This window comes from Micromonospora sp. NPDC048907, assembly GCF_055586885.1.
The window spans coordinates 746076-764387 of record NZ_JBVJHI010000002.1 but is presented as its reverse complement, the minus strand read 5'-3'; the positions used below and the strand labels follow the sequence as shown (position 1 = coordinate 764387).

The 18312-nt window shown below is 74.7% G+C and carries 17 protein-coding genes; 11 read left to right on the top strand and 6 right to left on the bottom strand.

What is annotated here, in order from left to right; translation table 11 throughout:
* Positions 1 to 18: 18 nt before the first annotated feature.
* Positions 19 to 387, bottom strand: a complete 369-nt coding sequence (locus ACZ6PY_RS08625) for a hypothetical protein (RefSeq protein ID WP_466070472.1) — start codon at positions 385 to 387, stop codon at positions 19 to 21.
* 99 nt (positions 388 to 486) lie between these two features.
* On the opposite strand from ACZ6PY_RS08625, the gene ACZ6PY_RS08620 reads away from it, so the two are divergent.
* From ACZ6PY_RS08620 to ACZ6PY_RS08605, 4 genes are all read left to right on the top strand, one after another.
* Positions 487 to 963: a hypothetical protein gene (locus ACZ6PY_RS08620; protein ID WP_466070470.1), complete on the top strand. Its 477-nt coding sequence runs from the start codon at positions 487 to 489 to the stop codon at positions 961 to 963.
* Positions 960 to 2186 (top strand): FAD-binding protein, encoded by a 1227-nt coding sequence (locus tag ACZ6PY_RS08615; RefSeq protein ID WP_466070469.1) that lies wholly within the window; start codon positions 960 to 962, stop codon positions 2184 to 2186. The genes ACZ6PY_RS08620 and ACZ6PY_RS08615 overlap by 4 nt, the downstream gene beginning before the upstream one ends.
* 68 nt (positions 2187 to 2254) lie before the next feature.
* Complete coding sequence (locus ACZ6PY_RS08610) at positions 2255 to 3769, top strand: hypothetical protein (protein ID WP_466070467.1); 1515 nt, start codon at positions 2255 to 2257, stop codon at positions 3767 to 3769.
* A complete protein-coding gene (locus tag ACZ6PY_RS08605) occupies positions 3766 to 4467 on the top strand; it encodes an NUDIX hydrolase (protein ID WP_466070465.1) in 702 nt (233 codons plus the stop codon). Before ACZ6PY_RS08610 ends, ACZ6PY_RS08605 begins: the two co-directional genes overlap by 4 nt.
* On the opposite strand, the gene ACZ6PY_RS08600 is transcribed toward ACZ6PY_RS08605, so the two are convergent.
* From ACZ6PY_RS08600 to ACZ6PY_RS08590, 3 genes are read right to left on the bottom strand one after another with little or no spacing between them, the layout of a single operon-like run.
* Positions 4464 to 5606: a site-2 protease family protein gene (locus tag ACZ6PY_RS08600; protein ID WP_466070463.1), complete on the bottom strand. Its 1143-nt coding sequence runs from the start codon at positions 5604 to 5606 to the stop codon at positions 4464 to 4466. The two genes, ACZ6PY_RS08605 and ACZ6PY_RS08600, sit on opposite strands and share 4 nt — an antisense overlap.
* 55 nt (positions 5607 to 5661) lie before the next feature.
* Positions 5662 to 6513, bottom strand: coding sequence for an alpha/beta hydrolase (locus ACZ6PY_RS08595; RefSeq protein ID WP_466070461.1), 852 nt, complete (start codon positions 6511 to 6513; stop codon positions 5662 to 5664).
* Positions 6514 to 6555: 42 nt separating this feature from the next.
* The gene (locus ACZ6PY_RS08590; protein ID WP_466070459.1) at positions 6556 to 7296 is read right to left on the bottom strand and encodes a TetR/AcrR family transcriptional regulator C-terminal domain-containing protein; all 741 of its coding nucleotides are present in this window, start codon (positions 7294 to 7296) and stop codon (positions 6556 to 6558) included.
* Between the two features lie 107 nt (positions 7297 to 7403).
* On the opposite strand from ACZ6PY_RS08590, the gene ACZ6PY_RS08585 reads away from it, so the two are divergent.
* From ACZ6PY_RS08585 to ACZ6PY_RS08565, 5 genes are all read left to right on the top strand, one after another.
* On the top strand, positions 7404 to 8843 hold the full coding sequence (locus ACZ6PY_RS08585) for a DHA2 family efflux MFS transporter permease subunit (protein WP_466070457.1): 1440 nt from the start codon (positions 7404 to 7406) through the stop codon (positions 8841 to 8843).
* Positions 8844 to 8927: 84 nt separating this feature from the next.
* Positions 8928 to 9818 carry an ABC transporter ATP-binding protein gene (locus tag ACZ6PY_RS08580; protein WP_466070455.1) on the top strand — a complete coding sequence of 297 codons (891 nt, stop codon included), beginning with the start codon at positions 8928 to 8930 and terminating at the stop codon, positions 9816 to 9818.
* Between the two features lie 30 nt (positions 9819 to 9848).
* Positions 9849 to 10655 (top strand): ABC transporter permease, encoded by an 807-nt coding sequence (locus tag ACZ6PY_RS08575; RefSeq protein ID WP_466070453.1) that lies wholly within the window; start codon positions 9849 to 9851, stop codon positions 10653 to 10655.
* A 21-nt stretch (positions 10656 to 10676) separates the two neighbouring features.
* On the top strand, positions 10677 to 11828 hold the full coding sequence (locus ACZ6PY_RS08570; protein ID WP_466070451.1) for a sensor histidine kinase: 1152 nt from the start codon (positions 10677 to 10679) through the stop codon (positions 11826 to 11828).
* Positions 11825 to 12448: a response regulator transcription factor gene (locus tag ACZ6PY_RS08565; RefSeq protein WP_466070449.1), complete on the top strand. Its 624-nt coding sequence runs from the start codon at positions 11825 to 11827 to the stop codon at positions 12446 to 12448. Before ACZ6PY_RS08570 ends, ACZ6PY_RS08565 begins: the two co-directional genes overlap by 4 nt.
* 6 nt (positions 12449 to 12454) lie before the next feature.
* Here the strand turns inward: ACZ6PY_RS08565 and ACZ6PY_RS08560 are convergent, their stop codons facing one another.
* Together ACZ6PY_RS08560 and ACZ6PY_RS08555 are read right to left on the bottom strand one after the other, a co-directional pair.
* Positions 12455 to 13369, bottom strand: coding sequence for a L,D-transpeptidase (locus ACZ6PY_RS08560; protein WP_466070447.1), 915 nt, complete (start codon positions 13367 to 13369; stop codon positions 12455 to 12457).
* Between the two features lie 89 nt (positions 13370 to 13458).
* The gene (locus ACZ6PY_RS08555) at positions 13459 to 14904 is read right to left on the bottom strand and encodes an alpha-amylase (protein ID WP_466070445.1); all 1446 of its coding nucleotides are present in this window, start codon (positions 14902 to 14904) and stop codon (positions 13459 to 13461) included.
* Between the two features lie 248 nt (positions 14905 to 15152).
* Here ACZ6PY_RS08555 and ACZ6PY_RS08550 point away from each other — a divergent pair, with 248 nt between their 5' ends.
* Both ACZ6PY_RS08550 and ACZ6PY_RS08545 read left to right on the top strand, forming a co-directional pair.
* The gene (locus ACZ6PY_RS08550) at positions 15153 to 16832 is read left to right on the top strand and encodes a ferric reductase-like transmembrane domain-containing protein (RefSeq protein ID WP_466070443.1); all 1680 of its coding nucleotides are present in this window, start codon (positions 15153 to 15155) and stop codon (positions 16830 to 16832) included.
* Entirely contained in the window at positions 16829 to 18295 is a 1467-nt protein-coding gene (locus ACZ6PY_RS08545; protein ID WP_466070441.1) for an NADH-ubiquinone oxidoreductase-F iron-sulfur binding region domain-containing protein, read from the top strand. The genes ACZ6PY_RS08550 and ACZ6PY_RS08545 overlap by 4 nt, the downstream gene beginning before the upstream one ends.
* Positions 18296 to 18312 lie beyond the last annotated feature (17 nt).

Genomic DNA, 18312 nt, shown 5'->3' with positions numbered 1-18312 from the left:
GCGCGTGAGCGGTACCGCTCAGCCGGCCGGGCCGCGGCGCACCGTGTCGAGCCGGCCGTCCCGGTCGCTGTCCAGGTACGTCACGTCGGGGACGCCGTCGCCGTCCAGGTCGACCTGCACCACGTCGGCCACCCCGTCGCCGTCGAGGTCGGTCACCACCTCGACCGAACCGTCCAGGTGCCGGGTGACGATCGACCGTCCCCCGGCGGTCCGGGGCGGTGGGCCCGGATGAGGGATCGGGTCGGGCTCGGGTTCCGGCATCGGCGGCGGCGCCGGGGCCGTGTCGTACGCCGCCCCGGCCGGGTCGGGACCCACGCCGGTCGGGTCGATCTCCTCCTCCGACGGATACACGTCGCCGCGGAGGCTCGGGTCGCGGTAGCTGCTCATGTCCACAGGGTGCCCTACCGGAGTGCGGGGCAACCGCGGCTTGCGCGATTGGCGGATGATGCACGCGGACACCGGCGACCGGAACCGGGGAGGAACGACATGGAGCTGCACCGGAACCGAGGGGCCCTGCCGCTGGCCCTCGTCTGTGTGGCGGGCGGGGTGATGGTGCTCGCCGTCGCCGGCGACGGGCCGGTGCTGCGGATGCTTGTCGCCCTGGGCGTCGTGGCGGTCGGCGTGGCGGTGCTGGTCGGCGCGCTGCGGCCGTTCCGCTGCGTGCTCGGGCCGGAAGGGCTGGAGGTGCGCCGGCCGGGCCTGCGCGGGACGTACCGCTGGGAGCAGTTCGCGGCGCTCGCCCTCGACGACGCCGGCCGCCTCGTCGGCGTGCCCGCGGCCGGGCTGCCGCCGGGCCCGCGGGTCGCCGCCCGGCACCCGCGCGACGGCCGTCCCGCCGTCGAGCTGCTCGACCTCCGGCAGGTGCGGGAGAACCCCGACGAGGTGACCGCGGCTCTGGTCCGCTACGCGGGCGAGCGGTTCACCGACGCCCGCACCCCGCACGCCGGCAGGGCCGCGGCATGACCGGCACCAACTGGGCGGGCAACGTCACCTGGTCGGCCCGGGCCCGCCACGAGCCCGCCACGCTGGACGAGCTGCGCCGGCTGGTGGCCGGCACGGACCGGGTCCGGGCGGTGGGCACCGGGCACTCGTTCAACCGGCTCGGCGACACCACCGGCGAGCAGGTGTCGGTGGCCGGGCTGCCGCCGACCGTCGCGCTCGACCGCGACCGGGGCACCGTCACCGTCGCCGCCGGGCTGCGCTACGGCGACCTGGCCACCGCGCTGCACGCCGAGGGGTACGCCCTGGCGAACCTCGCGTCGCTGCCCCACATCTCGGTGGCCGGGGCGGTCGCCACCGCCACCCACGGCTCCGGGCCGACCAACGGCAACCTGGCCACCGCCGTGGCCGCGCTGGAACTGGTCACCGCCGACGGCGACCTGCTCACGGTGGACCGCGCCGACCCCCGGTTCGCCGGGATGGTGGTCCACCTCGGCGCGCTGGGCGTGGTCACCCGGCTCACCCTCGACGTGGTGCCCACCTTCACGGTGCGGCAGTACGTCCGGCTCGGCCTGCCCCGCGCGGCGCTCGACGCCGCCCTCGACGCGGCGTACAGCGTGAGCGTCTTCACCGGCTGGCGGTCGCCGCGCTTCGACCAGGTGTGGGTCAAGCAGCGCGCCGACCAGCCGCCGCCACCGCCGGACTGGCTCGACACCCGCGCGGCCGACACGCCCCAGCACCCGGTGCCCGGGATGCCGGGGGAGGTCTGCACCGCCCAGTTCGGGGCGCCCGGGCCGTGGCACGAGCGGCTGCCGCACTTCCGGCTCGGCTTCACCCCGAGCAGCGGCGACGAGCTCCAGTCCGAGTGGCACGTGGCCCGCTCCGACGCCGCCGCGGCGCTGGCCGCGCTCGACCCGGCGGCGGAGCGGATCGCCGCCGTGCTCCAGGTCTGCGAGCTGCGTACGGTGGCCGCCGACGGGTTGTGGCTCAGCCCGAACCACGGGCGGGACAGCCTGGCCGTCCACTTCACCTGGATCGGCGACCCGGCGGCGGTGGCCCCGGTGCTGGCCGAGGTGGAGGAGCGGCTGGCCCCGTTCGCCGCGCGCCCGCACTGGGGCAAGTTGTTCGCCCGCGACCCGGCCGCCGCCTATCCGCGCCACGGCGACTTCCGCGCCCTGCTGCGCGAGTTCGACCCGGCCGGCAAGTTCCGCACAGCGTTGCTGGACCGTTACTTCCCGCGATACTGACCTACCCGCGGGTCACCCGTAGCCTATGGGCCGACCATTCACAGTGGACGGCGGCGAGGGAGAAGACGGTGCAGGAGACCTCCGGGCCGGGCGGGCTGGTCCGCGTCGACAACCGGGCGCTGTCCCGGATCAGCGTCGTCGCCCAGTGCCTGGACAACCAGTGGGTCACCCGGGACCTGCTGGAGCACATGGTGAGCCGGCGGCTCTCCTACGCCGAGGTGGAGCGCCGGCGCCGGCAGGACGCGCGGGCCGAGTACCTCCGCTCGATCCTCAACGCCGAGCAGGTCATCGTCAACCGGGCGTACTTCTTCAACAACCCGGTCGTCTACCAGGACTTCGCGGTCCGCGGCCCGCAACGCGACGCGGTCCGGGCCCTGCTCGACGAGAGCGTGCTGGTCCCCTTCCTGCTCCGCGAGGGCTCGCCCGCGGACGAGCCGCGGTTCACCGTCGACCGGGTCGGCTGGGACGCCTGGCGGAGCCTGCTCGGCGACCTCGACCACATCCGGTGCCTCCGGCTGAGCTGGGACGACGCCGAGAACGAGGAGTGCACCCAGCGACTGATGTTCGAGGAGTTCCACCGCTTCCTGCTGCAGGTGCGCGGCTTCAACCTCGACGCCCTGCGCCGCGACCTCGGTCTCGACGGGGAGAGCATCCCGGCGCTGCGGGAGCGGCTGCGGGAGGTGACCCTGTGGGCCGCGGACACCGACCGGGCCGACCGGGAGGGGTTCTACCGGCAGTTCCTCGTCGAGCCGGGCAGCGATCCCGCGCAGGGCCGCTTCCGGTCGGCGCCGCTCGTGGCGGAGCTCAAGCAGCTCATCGACCTGCGGTACAACACCACCGTGCCCGACGCGGTGGAGCGTTTCGCGCTGATCCCCACCGACTCGCTGCGGCGCACCGCCCTTCAGGAGCGGCCGCCCGTGCGGGCGGCCCGGCCCAGCGAGGAGGGCGCGCCGCGGGCCGACCTGGCGCAGCTCGTGGAGCTGCTCCGGACGCTCCGGCCGCAGGCCTTCGACCTGGCCCAGTTTCCGCTGCGGATCGACCTGACCGGGCTGGAACTGGCCCACGTGCGGCAGGCGCGGGACACCGACGAGTGGCGCCGCTACCTGACCGCGCTGGAGTCGCTGCTCGACGACCCGACCGACTTCGTGGCCCGTGGCCAGCTGGTCTACGACCGCTACCTCGCCCTCGCCGGCCGGCTCGCGGACATCGTCGGCGAACGGCGGCGCAGCCGGATGCGGATCTGGCAGCCGGTCGTCCGGATCACCATCGAGGTCCTCGGCGCCTCCGCCTCGGTCATCTACGACGGCGACCCCCGGCTGGAGGTCATCGGCGACGTGGCCACCGAGGTCGCGTCCCGGGGCACCGACGCGGTGCTCCGCTTCGCCGTCGTGGGCCGCGACCAGCGCCGTGCCGAGAACGAGCTGGCCACCGGCATCGACGTGATGCGGGTGCGGCTCGAGCGGGCCCGCGAGGACTGGCGGGAACTCGTCGCCCGGCTGCGGGAGGGCGGCTTCCCGGTGGTCGACGGCGACGTCGAACGCGACACCGAACCGAACATCGACCGGCCCCGGGAGGGCGAATGAGTGAGGCTCCCGACGACCTCCGCTACCGGGAGCTGCGCGACCGGCTGCCGGACCTGTTCGTCAACCCGCCGGGCGCCGCGGTGGAGATCCTGGTCGACCCCGCCGAGGTGGCCGCCGCGGAACGGGCGAAGGTCGAGGCGCTGCGCGCGCGGGGCCTGCCCGAGGAGTGGGGCCGGAGCGGGGTCGCGTACCAGGACGAGTGGCTCACCCTGCTGCGGGACCCGGTCCGGTTTACCGGGGGCGCGCTCGGCACCTACCTCCGCGCGATCTCGATGGGCGGCACGTACGGGGTCGTGCTCCTGCCGGTGCTCGACGGCGCGGTGGTGCTGATCGAGCACTTCCGGCACGCGACCCGGCGCTGGCACCTGGAGGCGCCGCGCGGGTTCGGCGAGCCCGGCGTGCCGGCCGAGGAGCAGGCCGCCCGGGAGCTGCGCGAGGAGATCGGTGCGGAGGTCGTCCGCCTGGTCGACCTGGGGGTGCTGCACCCGGACACCGGCACCTCCACCGACGAGGTCCGGCTCTTCCTGGCGGAGGTGGCGGCGGTCGGGGAGCCCGACGCGCGCGAGGGCATCCGGGCCCTGCGGCGCTGCCCACCGGCCGAGGTCGGCGCGCTCATCCGGGACGGGGTCCTCACCGACTCGTTCACCATCGCGGCCTGGACCCGGGCGCACCTGCGCGGCCTGCTGGCCGACGGCTAGGAGCGGCCGGCCGCCGTCTGCTCGCGCATGCTGCCGCGCTGGACGGCCCGGCTGATGTCGCTGGGCGAGACGATCCCGACCAGCCGGTGGTCGGTGACCACGAGCGCCCGGCCGTCGGCGCACTGGCTGAGCCGGGGGAGCAGGTCGTTGAGCTGCTCGTCCGGGCTGGCGAGCACCAGCTCGTCGGCCCGGCAGGAGACCTCGGCCAGGGTGGTCGCGGCGCGCCGGTCGGCCGGGACGCCGCGGACCCGGTCCAGGGTGACCAGCCCGATCGGCCGCCCCTCGTCGGCGAGCGGCAGCGCCGAGTGCCGGTACGCGAAGAGGTAGTGGTCGACGAAATCGGCGACGGTCATCTCCCCGGAGGCGGTCTGCGGCTGCGGGGTCATCACGTCGGCGACCCGGATGCCGCGCAGCGCGGTGCCCATCCGGGCCTGGCGCTCCTCCGCGCCGGCGGCACCGATCAGGAACCAGCCGATGAGCGCGAGCCAGAGCCCGCCCACGCCGCTGCCGGCCAGGAACTGCCAGAGCCCCAGCCCGATCAGCAGGGCGCCGAGGACCCAGCCGGCCCGGGACGCCACCACGGAGGCCTTCGTCCGGTCGCCGGTGGCCTTCCAGACCGCCGCGCGCAGCAGCCGGCCGCCGTCCAGCGGGGCGGCCGGCAGGACGTTGAAGATGGCCAGCAGCACGTTGATGCCGGCCAGCCAGGACAGCGCGCCGAGCAGCAGGCCGTGGGAGCCGGCCAGGGCGAGCAGCACCGCTATCGCCCCGAAGAAGAGCCCGATGATCAGGCTGACCAGTGGTCCCACCCCGGCGATGCGCAGCTCGGCGCCCGGGTCGCGGGCCTCGCCCTTCAGCTCCGAGACGCCGCCGAAGAGCCAGAGCGTGATCCCCTCGACCTCGATGCCGTTGCGCTTGGCGACCACCGCGTGCGCCACCTCGTGAGCGAGCAGGCCGAGGAAGAAGACCGCCGCGGCGGCCAGCCCGGCGGCGACGTACGCCACGGCCGAGTGGCCCGGGTACGCGCGCGGGAACTGGCTGGCGGACAGCGCCCACGCGATCAGCAGGAAGATGACCAGGACGCTCCAGTTGACCCCGACGGGTACCCCCGCGATCCGGCCAAGCCGGAAGCTCGCCCTCATGACCCCGTCATACCCGTCCGGACCGGAACCACACCCGGGCGGCGTGGGGCCCGGTTCAGCGCCGCCCGGGGGCCGTGCTGACCACGGTCGGCGAGTAGTCGTTCGCCGCCTCCACGGCCCACTCCAGCGCGAAGTCGGCCTCCTCCTCCCAGCCGGGCTCGCCGCCGACGAAGTGCGACCGGCCCGGGAACTCCCGGTAGCTGGTGATCGCCGTCGTGCCCCGGTAGAGGTTGGCCACGGAGGACGCCAGCGAGGCCGGCACCACGTGGTCCTCGCCGCCGGCCGTCACCAGCAGCGGCGCCCGGTCGGACCGGGTGGTGTCCGCCGCCGTCGCCGAGTTCGGGTCGAGGTTGGCGAACGCCCCCTCGAAGAAGACGTGGCCCGCGGCGGGCACCGCGTACCGCTCCCACGCGGCGTCGGAGTCCTCCGGGCTGATCGTGTTGCCGAAGGTGTACCGGAAGTCCTCGGGGGTGAACGGCACGGCGCGGTGCCGGTTCGCCGGGTTGCGCAGGATCGGGAACCCGGAGCGCAGCGTGCTAAGGGGGAGCTTCAGCACGCCCTTGACCGGCGCGGGGTGCAGGCCGACGACGGCGGCGCCGAGGCCCCGGTCCAGCAGCAGTTGCGCGATGAGGCCGCCGAACGAGTGCCCCATGACGATCGGCGGTCGGGGCAGGTCCCGGATGACCGCCGTGTAGTGGTCGACGATGCCGGTGATCCGCTGCGCGGCGATCGGCGTCGGGTCCTCCCGCAGGCGCTCGACGTCCTGGTCCATCCCGGGCCAGGCGGGGGTGAGCACCTGGAAGCCGCGCGCCGCGTAGCGGTCGGCCCAGTGCTCCCAGCTGCGCGAGGTCATCCAGAGCCCGTGGATCAGCACGATGGTGTCGACCCGTGCCGTCGGTGCGCTCATGCCCTGACCTCCCGGTGCCTCGACGACTGACGTCGGCGCTGGTTACCCGGCGCGGCCGTGGTCACTCCCGTCCGGGACGTGGGTGGCGATGCCCTGGATCAGCAGGTCGAGGCCGAAATCGAAGCGGGTGTCGCCGTCGCCGGCGAGCAGCACGTCCACATGCTCCCGCAGGTGCGGGTACCGCCCCGCCGGCAGGTTCCGGTAGTACGTGCTGAGCTGCTCGCGCATCCGCGCCCACCAGGTCGGCTGGTCCTGGCCGGCGGCCCGGACCTTCTCGGCGTACAGGGCGCCCTCGTAGGCGTCGCCGGCGATGTAGAGGAAGAGCCGGTCGAGGAACCAGGCTGCCTGCTGGGCCGGCACGCCGCCGCTGCGGAGAACGGCGAGCAGCCCGTCGGTGACCCGCAGGGCGTTCGGACCGGTGGGAATGGTGGCCAGTGAGGCCAGCGCCAGCTCGGTGTGCGCGGCGTAGACCCGGTACGCCTGCCGGGCCACCTCGCGGACCTGCTCCGTCCAGCGACCCGGGTCGGGCTCGGGCACGGTGATGTCCGCGCTGACCCGGTCGACGAGCAGTTCGAGCAGCTCTTCGCGCCCGGAGACGTGGGCGTAGAGGGAGGCCGGTCCGGTGCCCAGCTCCTGGGCCACCCGCCGCATGCTGAGCCCGCCCAGCCCTTCCCGGCCGAGCACGGCGAGGGCGGCGTCGACCACCGCCTGCTGGCTCAGCGGCTGTCGGGGCGCCCGGCTGCGGGGCCGGGTGCGCCACGGCGGGGCGGGCTGTTCGCTCACGGACGACCTCCGGCTCAGGGACTCGAACATAGTACTTGCCGCGAACGTGGTTCGTTGATAGAACAGTGTTCGTCAACGAACACTGTTCGCTCTGAATCGGGGACCCCATGACCACCCAACTGATCGCGGCGCCACCGGCCAGCGGCCACCGCTGGCGCTGGATCGCCCTCGCGGTGATCCTCACCGCCGAGGTGATGGACCTGCTCGACGTGCTCGTCACCAACCTCGCCGGCCCGGCGATCCGGGCCGACCTCGGCGGCTCGCCCACCGTCATCCAGTGGATCGGCGCCGGCTACACCCTCGCCATGGCCGTCGGCCTGGTCACCGGCGGCCGCCTCGGCGACCTCTACGGGCGGCGCCGGATGTTCCTCGTCGGCGTGCTCGGCTTCACCGCCGCCTCGGCCGCCTGCGCCCTCGCCGGCAGCCCCGGCACGCTGATCGCCGCCCGGGTGGCCCAGGGCCTGCTCGGCGCGCTGCTGCTCCCGCAGGGGCTCGGCCTCATCAAGGAGATGTTCCCGCCGGAGCAACTCGCCGCCGCCTTCGGCGCGTTCGGGCCGGTGATGGGGATCTCCGCCGTCGGCGGGCCGATCCTGGCCGGCTGGCTGGTCGACGCCGACCTCGGCGGCACCGGCTGGCGCGCGATCTTCCTCATCAACGTGCCGCTCGGCCTGCTCGCCGCCCTCGGCGCGGCCCGCTTCCTCCCGGCCTCCCGCCCCGGCCACGCCACCCGGCTCGACCTGCCCGGCGTCGTGCTCCTGTCGGTCGCGGTGTTCCTGCTGGTCCACCCGCTCGTGCAGGGCCGCGAGCTGGGCTGGCCGGCCTGGAGTTTCGCCATGCTGGCCGGCGCGGTCGTCGTGCTGGCGATCTTCGCCCGCTACGAGCAGCGCCGGCAGCGGGCCGGCCGGGACCCGCTCGTGGTGCCCGCCCTGTTCCGCCGCCGCGCCTTCACCGGCGGGCTGGTCGCGGGGCTGGCCTTCTTCACGGCGCTGGCCGGCTTCTCGCTGGTGTTCAGCCTCTACCTCCAGCTCGGGCTCGGCTGGTCCCCGCTGCGTGCGGGCCTGGCCGGCGTGCCCCAGGCGCTCGGCATGGTGGCCGCCTTCGTGCTCGCGGGCGCCGGCCTGGCCCAGCGGCTCGGCCGGCGGCTCATCCACCTCGGACTCGGGGTGGTGCTGGCCGGCGTCGCCGGGATGCTGCTCACCCTCACCGTGGCCGGCGCCGACGTCACACCGTGGCGGATGACGCCCGCGCTGCTGGCCGTCGGCTTCGGCATGGGCCTCGTGATGGCGCCGTTCTTCGACATCGTGCTCTCCGGGGTCGAGGAGGCGGAGACCGGCTCGGCGTCCGGCACGCTCACCGCCGTGCAGCAGCTCGGCGGCGCGCTCGGCGTGGCGCTGCTCGGCACTGTCTTCTTCGACGGGCTGACCGAGTCGGTGTCGCACGCCGTGCGGGTCACCCTCCTGGCCGAGCTGGGCCTGCTGCTGGTCACCGTGGCCGGCGCGTTCCTGCTGCCCCGCCGGGCCCGGGAGGGGGCCGGTGGCGGCCACTGACCGCCGGCCTCCTGACAAATGTCACGGTCGGAAGGTGACGACCGCTCCGGGGACCGGGACGCCGTTCCCCGGAGCATCGTTGTCATGACCGACACCCCACCGGCCGTCGAGCTGGCCGGACTCACCAAGACCTTCGGCCCGGTGACCGCCGTCGACGGGCTCAGCCTCCGGATCGAACCCGGCGAGGTGGTGGCCTTCCTCGGCCCCAACGGCGCCGGCAAGACCACCACCGTGGACATGCTGCTCGGGCTGGCCCGCCCCGACGCCGGCACGGTCCGGCTGTTCGGCGGCACGCCCGGCGACGCCGTCCGGCTCGGCCGGGTCGCCGCCGTGATGCAGACCGGCGGCCTGCTCAAGGACCTCACCGTCGCCGAGACGGTACGGATGACCGCGCACTTCTACGGCCAGTCCCGTCCGGCGGCCGAGGTGCTGGAGCGGGCCGGCATCGCCGACATCGGCGACCGTCCCGTGGGCAAGTGCTCGGGCGGCCAGCAGCAGCGGCTGCGTTTCGCCCTGGCGCTGCTGCCCGACCCCGACCTCATGGTGCTCGACGAGCCGACCACGGGGATGGACGTCGAGGGGCGGCGGGACTTCTGGCAGGCCATCCGGGCCGACGCCCGCTCGGGCCGGACCGTCCTGTTCGCCACCCACTACCTGGACGAGGCCGACGCGTACGCGGACCGGATCGTGCTGGTCCGCCAGGGGCGGGTGGTCGCCGACGGCACCACCGCCGAGATCAAGAACCTGGCCGCCGGCCGGGTGGTGCGGGCCACCCTCCCGGGCGCCGACCAGACCGCGCTCGCGGCGCTGCCCGGCGTGCAGTCCGTCGAGGTGCGCGGCGACGCCGTGCTGGTCCACACCGAGGACTCCGACGTCGTCGCCCGGCACCTGCTGACCCGGACCGACGCCCGCGACCTGGAGATCACCTCACGCAACCTCGAGGACGCCTTCCTCGCCCTGACCGCCGCCGCCTGACCGCCGACCGCGCCGAACCCGGAGCCTGAGATGACCGTCACCGCCTCGTCCGCCACCACCACGCCCGACCGGGCCGGGACCCGCCGGCCCCCCGCACTGGGCGGCTTCTCCGTCCCCGTGCTCGGCATCGAGATCCGCCGGGTGCTGCGCAACCGCCGCACGCTGGTGTTCATCCTGGTCATGCCGGCGGTGTTCTTCCTGCTGTTCGGCCTGCCGCAGCGGGGGCAGAACCTGGACAACGGCCTGCCCGTCACCGCCTGGATCATGATCAGCCTGGCCGTCTACGCGGCCATGGTCGCCACCACGAGCGCCGGCGCGGCGGTCGCCACCGAGCGGGCGCTGGGCTGGAGCCGGCAGTTGCGGCTCACCCCGCTGCGCCCGGCCGCGTACGTGGCCACCAAGGTGGCCACCGCCATGGTGCTCGGCCTGCTCGGCGTGCTCGTCGAGTTCGCCGTGGGCGCCGCCTCCGGCGTCCGGATGCCGGCGCACGTCTGGATCGAGTCCGGTCTGACCGCCTGGATCGGCTCGCTCGTCTTCGCCGCCCTCGGCCTCTTCGTCGGCTACCTGGCCCCGGCCGAGAACGTCATGCAGTTCATGGGCCCCGTGCTGGCCATCCTGGCCATGCTCGGCGGACTGTTCGTCCCGCTCGAGATCCTGCCCCACGCCATGCAGCAGATCGCCAAGTTCACCCCGGTGTACGGGGTCGGCGAGCTGGCCCGTTCACCGCTGACCGGGGCCGGTGTGGACTGGGCGGCGGTCGGCAACGTGGCCGCCTGGACCGCCTTCTTCGGCCTCGGCGCGGCCCGGCTGTTCCGCCGCGACACCACCCGCGTCTGACGCGCGGCGGCGGAGGCTAGCGTGTTCACCGTGGGCCTGCCGCACCAGCCGAGCCAGCCGATGAGCCGCCGTTGGCGGATCACCGGCTGGCTCCTGGCCGCGGTCTGGCTGTTCTTCCTCAACATCCCGCTGCTCACCGCCCTGCACCAACCCGAGGTGTGGCGCCGGGTGCTGGGCGCGGTCACCCTGGTCGCCTTCGGCGTGCTCTACGTCTGGGTGTTCGAGTGGGCGCGCGGCCGGCGGCAGGCGCACCGGAACATCCCGCGCGGTCGGGCGTGGACGCTCCTGGCGGTGCTGCTCGGGCTCGGCCTCGCGGGCATTCCGGGCACCGAGGGAGACTGGCTGACCACACTGGTCTTCGTGGCGGCCGCGGCGGTCTTCCTGCTGCCGATCTGGGAGTCCCTGCTGGTGGTCGTGCTGGCCGCGCTGACCCCGCCGGTCACGGCGGCGCTGGTGCCCGGCTGGGAGGCCGAGGGGACCGTGGTCTTCGCCGTCGTGCTCGCCTCGTTCGCCATGTTCGGCGTCACCCGGCTGGCGCAGCGCAACGCCGAGCTCCAGGGCGCCCAGCAGGAGATCCGCCGGCTGGCGGTGGCCGAGGAGCGGGCCCGCACGGCGCGGGACCTGCACGACATCCTCGGGCACTCGCTGACCGTGGTGGCGGTCAAGGCGGAGCTGGCCGGGCGGCTGCTGGAGCTGGACCCGGCCCGGGCGGCCACCGAGGTCGCCGACATCGAGCGGCTGGCCCGGCAGGCCCTGGCCGACGTGCGGGGCACCGTCGGGGCGTACCGCGGGGTGAACCTCGCGACGGAGCTGGCCGGCGCCCGCTCGGCGCTGGCCGCCGCGGGCGTCGCGGCGGATCTGCCGGAGACGGCGCCGGAGCTGCCGGCGGAGCGGGACGAGCTGTTCGGCTGGACGGTCCGCGAGGGGGTGACCAACGTGGTCCGGCACAGCGGGGCCCGGCGCTGCCAGATCCGGATCGACCCGACGGCCGTGGAGATCCGCGACGACGGCCGGGGGCCGGCCGGCGAGCCGGACGCGGCCGGCCACGGCCTGGTCGGGCTCCGCGAGCGGGCCCGGCGGCTGGACGCCACGGTCACCGTCGGCCGCCCGCGCGACGGGCGCGGCTTCCTGCTCCGGGTGACGCTGCCCGACGGACGGGGGACGACCGGATGACCGAGCCGATCCGGCTGCTGCTCGCGGACGACCAGGCGCTGGTCCGGGGCGCGCTCGCCGCGCTGCTCTCGCTGGAACCGGACCTGACCGTGGTGGCCGAGGTGGGCCGGGGCGACGAGGTGGTGCCGGAGGCGTTGCGTACCCGGCCGGACGTGGCCCTGCTGGACGTGGAGATGCCCGGCCTGGACGGGGTCGCGGCGGCCGCGGCCCTTCGGGCGGCGCTGCCCGGCTGCCGGGTGCTGGTGGTGACCACCTTCGGGCGGCCCGGCTACCTGCGCCGGGCGATGGAGGCGGGCGCGAACGGCTTCGTGGTCAAGGACACCCCGGCCCGGCAGCTCGCCGACGCGGTCCGCCGGGTGCACGCCGGGCTGCGGGTGGTCGACCCGTCGCTCGCCGCGGAGACCCTGGCCACCGGGCCGAGCCCGCTCACCGACCGGGAGACCGAGGTGCTGCGCACCGCGCGGGGCGGCGGCACGGTGGCGGAGCTGGCGGCGACGCTGCACCTCTCCGAGGGGACGGTGCGCAACCACCTGTCCGCGGCGATCGGCAAGACCGGTGCCCGGAACCGGGCCGACGCGGTCCGGGTGGCCGAGGAGAACGGCTGGCTGCTCGGCGACTGAGCCGGCTCAGGCGGTGGCCGGCGGGGCGGGCAGCTCATCCACCACCACGACCGAGGTGCCGGGGCGCAGCTCCGCGAGGAGCTGCCGCTGGCCGCTGCGGGTGAGCCGGATGCAGCCGTTGGTGACGTTCTTGCCGAGCGTCGCGTCGGTGTACCAGCTGTGCAGCCCGATGTGCGCGCCGCGCAGCCCGGTGGGCACCGCGTCCGGGTCGTCGGGGATCGCGCCGAGGGCGAAGATGTCCACCCCGCCGTAGACGTCCTGCGGGGGCGGGGTCCGGCCCAGCACGAAGGTACGGCCGAGCGGGGTGAGCTGGCCGGACATGCCGAGGCTCACCTCCCAGGAGCGTACGGCGCGGCCGTCCCGGTACCAGGTGAGCCGGTGCGGGCGGCGTTCCACCACGATCTGGTCGCGCAGCGCCACGGTGCTCCAGCCGCCGGCCGGCAGCCAGGCGATCCGCCGGTTGGCCGAGGGGAGCAGGACGGCGGTCCAGCCCACCCGCCGCTCGACGATCGGCATGGTCAGCTCGACGCCGCTGATGGTGGGGGCGAGGAAGGCCAGCGGCCGGCCGCCCGGCGCGTCGTAGGCGGCCACCTCGCGGGTCGGCGTGACCCCCTCGGCCAGCGGGCGGGTGTCGGCCGGACCGGGGTCGGCGGGGAACCCGCCGGGCGCCGGGTCGTAGGTGACCACCGGCAGGTCGTCCGGTGCGGGCGCGGCGGCCGGCACGGACTCATCGGGGGACGGGCTCGGCTCGTCCGGGGCCGGTGGCAGCGCCGCGGTGGGTGCGCCGGCGACCGGCGCCGGGGCCGGACCGCCGGTGAGGCTTCGCCCGACCAGCAGCGCGGCCGCCAGCAGCACCGGTACGCCGACCGCGGCGAGCAGCCAGCCGAGCGTCCAGCGCGAGAACAATCGGTCAAACAGCACGATCAATACTGTAATCGGGCGGAAGCCCCCCGTGCCGCGAAACGACGGCGCGGGGGGCTCCGGGTTCGGCCGGGTGCCGGACGGCGACGTCAGGACAACTTCGCCCCGACGTGGATGGCCACCGCGTCGTGGGCGTTGACGGTGGCGGGGAACCAGCCGTTGGCGTCCACGGTGATCACCGGGCCGCTGCACGAGCCGTTGCTGAAGTCGCCGTGGATGACGTCGCAGTAGCGGCCGGCCGGCAGGCCGGTGTAGTAGGAGCGGCCGCTGATCGCGGCGTCCTCGTCGTTGATGGTCAGGTAGCCCTTCCCGGCCCGGCTGAACGCGATGTGCTGCCAGCCGTTGTCGTACCAGTTGGCGACCGCGGCGCCCTGGGTGGCGTTGGCGAAGCCGACCATGTTGGCGATCACCCGCCAGCGGTGCTCACACTCCCAGCCCGAGTAGCAGGTGGTGTTCGACGTCTTGTTGCTGGCGTCCGAGGGCGGGCCCTGGTCCTTGTTGCTGAACGTGTAGCTCGACATCACCGCCGGGGTGCCGTACGGCCAGGCGAGCATGAAGGCGTTCGCGAGGGCGTACTCGCCGCGGTCGCGGTAGGTCAGCACACCGCCGTCGCGCTGGGTGTCGTGGTTGTCGGTGAAGACCACCGCGGAGCCGCCGGGCAGGTAGCCCCAGGACTCGCCGAAGTTCCTCAGGTACGCCAGCCGCTCGCTGGTGAACATCCGGGCCAGGTCCTTGCCGTACCGGAACTCGTGCACGTCGCCGTTGCCGGTGTACTCGGTCGGCTGGATCGGCTCGCCGGCGCCGTAGATGACCTCCTGCACCAGGTACGCCGAGCGGGACAGCTTCCCCCTGATCGCCGCGATGTCCGCGGCCGGCATGTGCTTGCTGGCGTCCAGCCGGAAGCCGTCGACGCCGAGCGAGAGCAGGTCGTTGAGGTACGCGGCCAGCCGGGTGCGCACGTAGTCCGACTCGGTCTTCAGGTCGGCGAGGTTGACCAGCTCGCAGTTCTGCACCTCGTACCGGTCGCCGTAGTTGGCGATGTCGTTGTTGCCGTTGCGGCCGCAGTAGTGGAAGTCCTGGCTGGAGTAGGTGCCGGGGTAGTCGTAGTGGCCGAAGCCGCTGCCGGCCCACCCGGTGCCGCCGCTGTCCTGACCGGACATGTGGTTGACCACGGCGTCGACGATGACCTTCACGCCGGCGTTGTGGCAGGTGTTCACCATTGCCTGGAACTGGGCGCGGGTGCCCTTGCGGGACTCGATCCGGTAGCTGACCGGCTGGTAGGCCACCCACCACTGGTTGCCCCGGACGTGCTCCTGGGGTGGGGAGACCTGGACGTAGCCGTAGCCCTTCGGGCCGAGGGTGCTGGTGCACTCGCTGGCCACCGAGGTCCAGTTCCACTCGAAGAGCTGGACGATGACCTTCTTGCTGCCGGGGGTGGCCGCGGCGGCCGGGGGAGCCGCCACGGTGGTGGGGACGAGCAGGCTGGCGGCCAGGCCCAGGGCGAGGGCAGCCGCGCGGCATCGACGTCGATGCATCGGGACTCCTGAGGGGGTGTGCGGCGCGGGGGAGACTTCGGTGCCGGCCCGTTGCAAGCGGGCGTGAAATTTTCGGCAAGGTTACAAGCGTGTTGCAAGAAATGTCAACGCATGGACATGTGTCGTTGCGTCAGGCGCTACACGCGCGCCGGGGCGGGACGGTTCGACGGACCGGCCGAGAAATTCGCCACCGGAGGTGATCCGCCCGTGCCGTCCGTCCGTACTGGAGAGGGGAGCAGGGTCGGCCGGTGGGGCGCCGCCGCGAGACGATCGAGGAGCAGATGGCCCGGGCACAGCAGAACGAGAAGGCGACGACCGTCCGGACCGCCACCACCAGCCGTGGTGCCCGGACGATGTCGAGATCCGCGATGGTGGCGCTCACCGCGTCCGCGCTCGCCGTCGCGTGGGCCGGCCTCGAACTGGCCGGCGCCGGCGGCGTCATGTACTCGTACGGATTCTTCTTCACCGAGTTCTTCGCCGGGGTGGTCGCCCTGGTCTCGCTCAGCCTCACCGTGATGCTGGGGCTGCTCGCCACCGACCGCCTGGTGCTGCTCATCCGGCACCGGGTGCTGCTCCAGTCGGCGCACCGGGCCACCGGCATCCTCGGTGTGGCCGGGCTGGTCTGCCACGTGATCACCAAGGTCGCGATCGGCCGGGCCGGGCCCACCGACGCGCTGGTCCCGTTCGTCGCCGGCCGGGGCCTCTACGTCGGGCTGGGCACCGTGGCCGCGCTCATGATGGTCGGCGTGCTCTGGACCGGCATCGTCCGGGTCCGGTTCGCCGGCGTCGGTCCCAAGTGGATGTGGCGCGCGCTGCACTCCATGGCGTACGTGTCCTGGCCGTTCGCGCTGCTGCACGGGCTCAACGCCGGTCGGGCGGCGAAGACCTGGGTGGTGTTGAGCTACCTGGTCTGCGTGCTGCTCGTGGTGATGGCGCTGCTGGTCCGCCTCTCCGTCCACCTCGGCAAGCGCAGCCGGGAGCAGCACCAGGCCGCCGCGCTGAACCAGGCCATGGCCGGCAAGGGGGAGGAGCGCACCGGCCTGTTCGCCGGGCTGGCCCGGCGCCGGGGCGCCGGCAAGGAGGAGAGCCGGTCCAGCCGCAGCCGCGAGGGCGGCTGGGCCGAGGCCACCGCCACCTGGACCGCGCCGGCCGGCACCGCCCGGCGCCGCGACCCCGAGCGGTTCGCCGTACCCGTGGTGCCGGAGCCCGGGACGCTGCGCGAGCCGGTCCGCGCGGGGGCCAGCCGGCGGCGCGCCGAGGCGCCCGTCTCCCCGGCCCGCCGCCGCGACGCGGAGCCCGCGCCGGCCGCCCGCCGCCGCGAGGAGCGCGAGCCGGTGGTCCGGCGGGAGGAGCGCGAGCCGGTGGCCCGGCGCCGCGACGACGAGCGGACCGCCCGCCGCTACCGGGACGAGGAGGAGCGGACCGCCCGCCGCTCCCGCGTCGACGCCGACGCCCGCTACTCGGCGCCGCCGGAGAGCGGCGGTCGTCACTCGGCCCCGCCGGACACCGGCAGCCGCTACTCCACCCCACCCGACGCCGCCCGCTACTCGGCTCCGCCGCGCCGCGCCGACGAGCCGGAGGAGCCGTGGGACAGCCCGCGCCGCTGGGAGAGCCGGCCGGTCTCCGGCGAGCCCATCTCGGCCGGCCCGATCTCGGGCAGCCCGATCTCGTCGGCGCCGCGCAGCGGCAGCGGCCGGCACAGCGTCGAGGAGGACCTGCCGGAGGAGCCGGACTACTGGCGCCCGCCGGCCCGCTACGCCCCCGACGACGCCTTCGTCGACGACACACCGACCCTCGTCGACCTCGCCTCCCGGCGGGCCCGGAAGGCGTCCGGCGAGAGCCGGTCGAGCCGGCGCAAGCGGGCGAACGCGAACGCGGACGTGGTGGACGGCGCGTACTGGGCCGGGCTGCGGGGTGAGGCCAAGTGATGCGCACGACCGTGCCCCCGGTGGCCTGCGTCGGCGAGCCCCGGCTCACCGCCGGCTTCGCCGAGTTCGGCCGGCTCGACCTGCTCGCCCATGAGGAGGTGCACGGCCCGATCGGGCCCGTGGAGCCGGCCGCCCTGCTCCGGCTGGCGGAGGCCATCGACCTCAAGGGCAAGGGCGGGGCCGGCTTCCCGTTCGCCCGCAAGCTGCGCGCGGTGCTGGAGTCCTGCGAGCGGCAGGACCTCGCCGCCGTGGTGGTGGTCAACGCCACCGAGGGGGAGCCGGCGAGCTGGAAGGACAAGGTGCTGCTCACCCGGGCCCCGCACCTCATCCTGGACGGCGCCGCGCTGGCCGCGTACGCGCTGGACGCCGAGGAGATCGTGATCGGCGTGGCCGACGACGACGTGGGCCGGCCCTCGCTCACGGAGGCGTTGCAGGAGCGGCGGATGCCGGTGCCGACCACCATCGTCACCGTGCCGCACCGGTTCATCTCCGGCGAGGGCGGCGCCCTGGTCAACGGGATCAACGGGCTGCCGCACATCCCCCCGGGCACCAAGAAGCGCTCCAGCGACTCGGGGGTGAACGGCCTGCCCACCCTGCTCTCCAACGCCGAGACGTACGCCCAGCTCGCGGTCGCCGCCCGGATCGGCCCGTACGAGTACGCCGCGCTCGGCACCGACGACGAGCCGGGCACCGTGCTGCTCACCGTCACCGGGGCGGCCAAGCGGCCCGCCGTCGTGGAGTGCGCGGCCGGCACGCCGCTGCGGGAGATCCTGGAGCTCTGCGAGGTGCCCGACGGGCCGGGCATCCTCATGGGCGGCTACCACGGCAAGTGGATCACCCCGGAGGCGGCGGACCGGGCCGAGGTCTCCCGCAAGGGGCTCGCCGCGGTCGGCGGCACCCTGGGCGCCGGCATCATCGTGCCGCTGGCCCGGGACACCTGCCCCCTCGGCGAGGCCGCCCAGGTGGTCCGCTACCTGGCCGGCGAGTCCGCCGGGCAGTGCGGCCCGTGCAAGATGGGTCTGCCCGACCTGGCCCGCGCCGTCGACCTGGCCGTCTCCGGCAGCGCCCCGATCGAGGTGGTCCGCGCGGCGGCCGGCGACGTGAAGGGGCGCGGGGCGTGCAGCCACCCCGACGGCACCGCCCGGTTCGCGCTCTCCGCCATGGAGGTGTTCGCCGAGGACCTGCGGCTGCACGCCACCGGCGAGGGCTGCGGCAAGCGGGTCAAGGGCGTCATGGGGCTGCCCGGCGCGCCCGACGCCAACCCCCGGAAGCTCACCCTCGACTGGTCCCGCTGCGACGGGCACGGCCTCTGCGCCCACGTGGTGCCGGACTTCATCCGGCTCGACGGCAACGGCTACCCCGCCTTCCCCGCCACCCCCGTGCCGACCTGGCTGCGGGAGGGCGCCCTCAAGGCCGTCAAGGTCTGTCCCGAACTCGCGCTCCGGCTGGTCAAGGCCGAGTAGCCCAACCGGAGGAGACG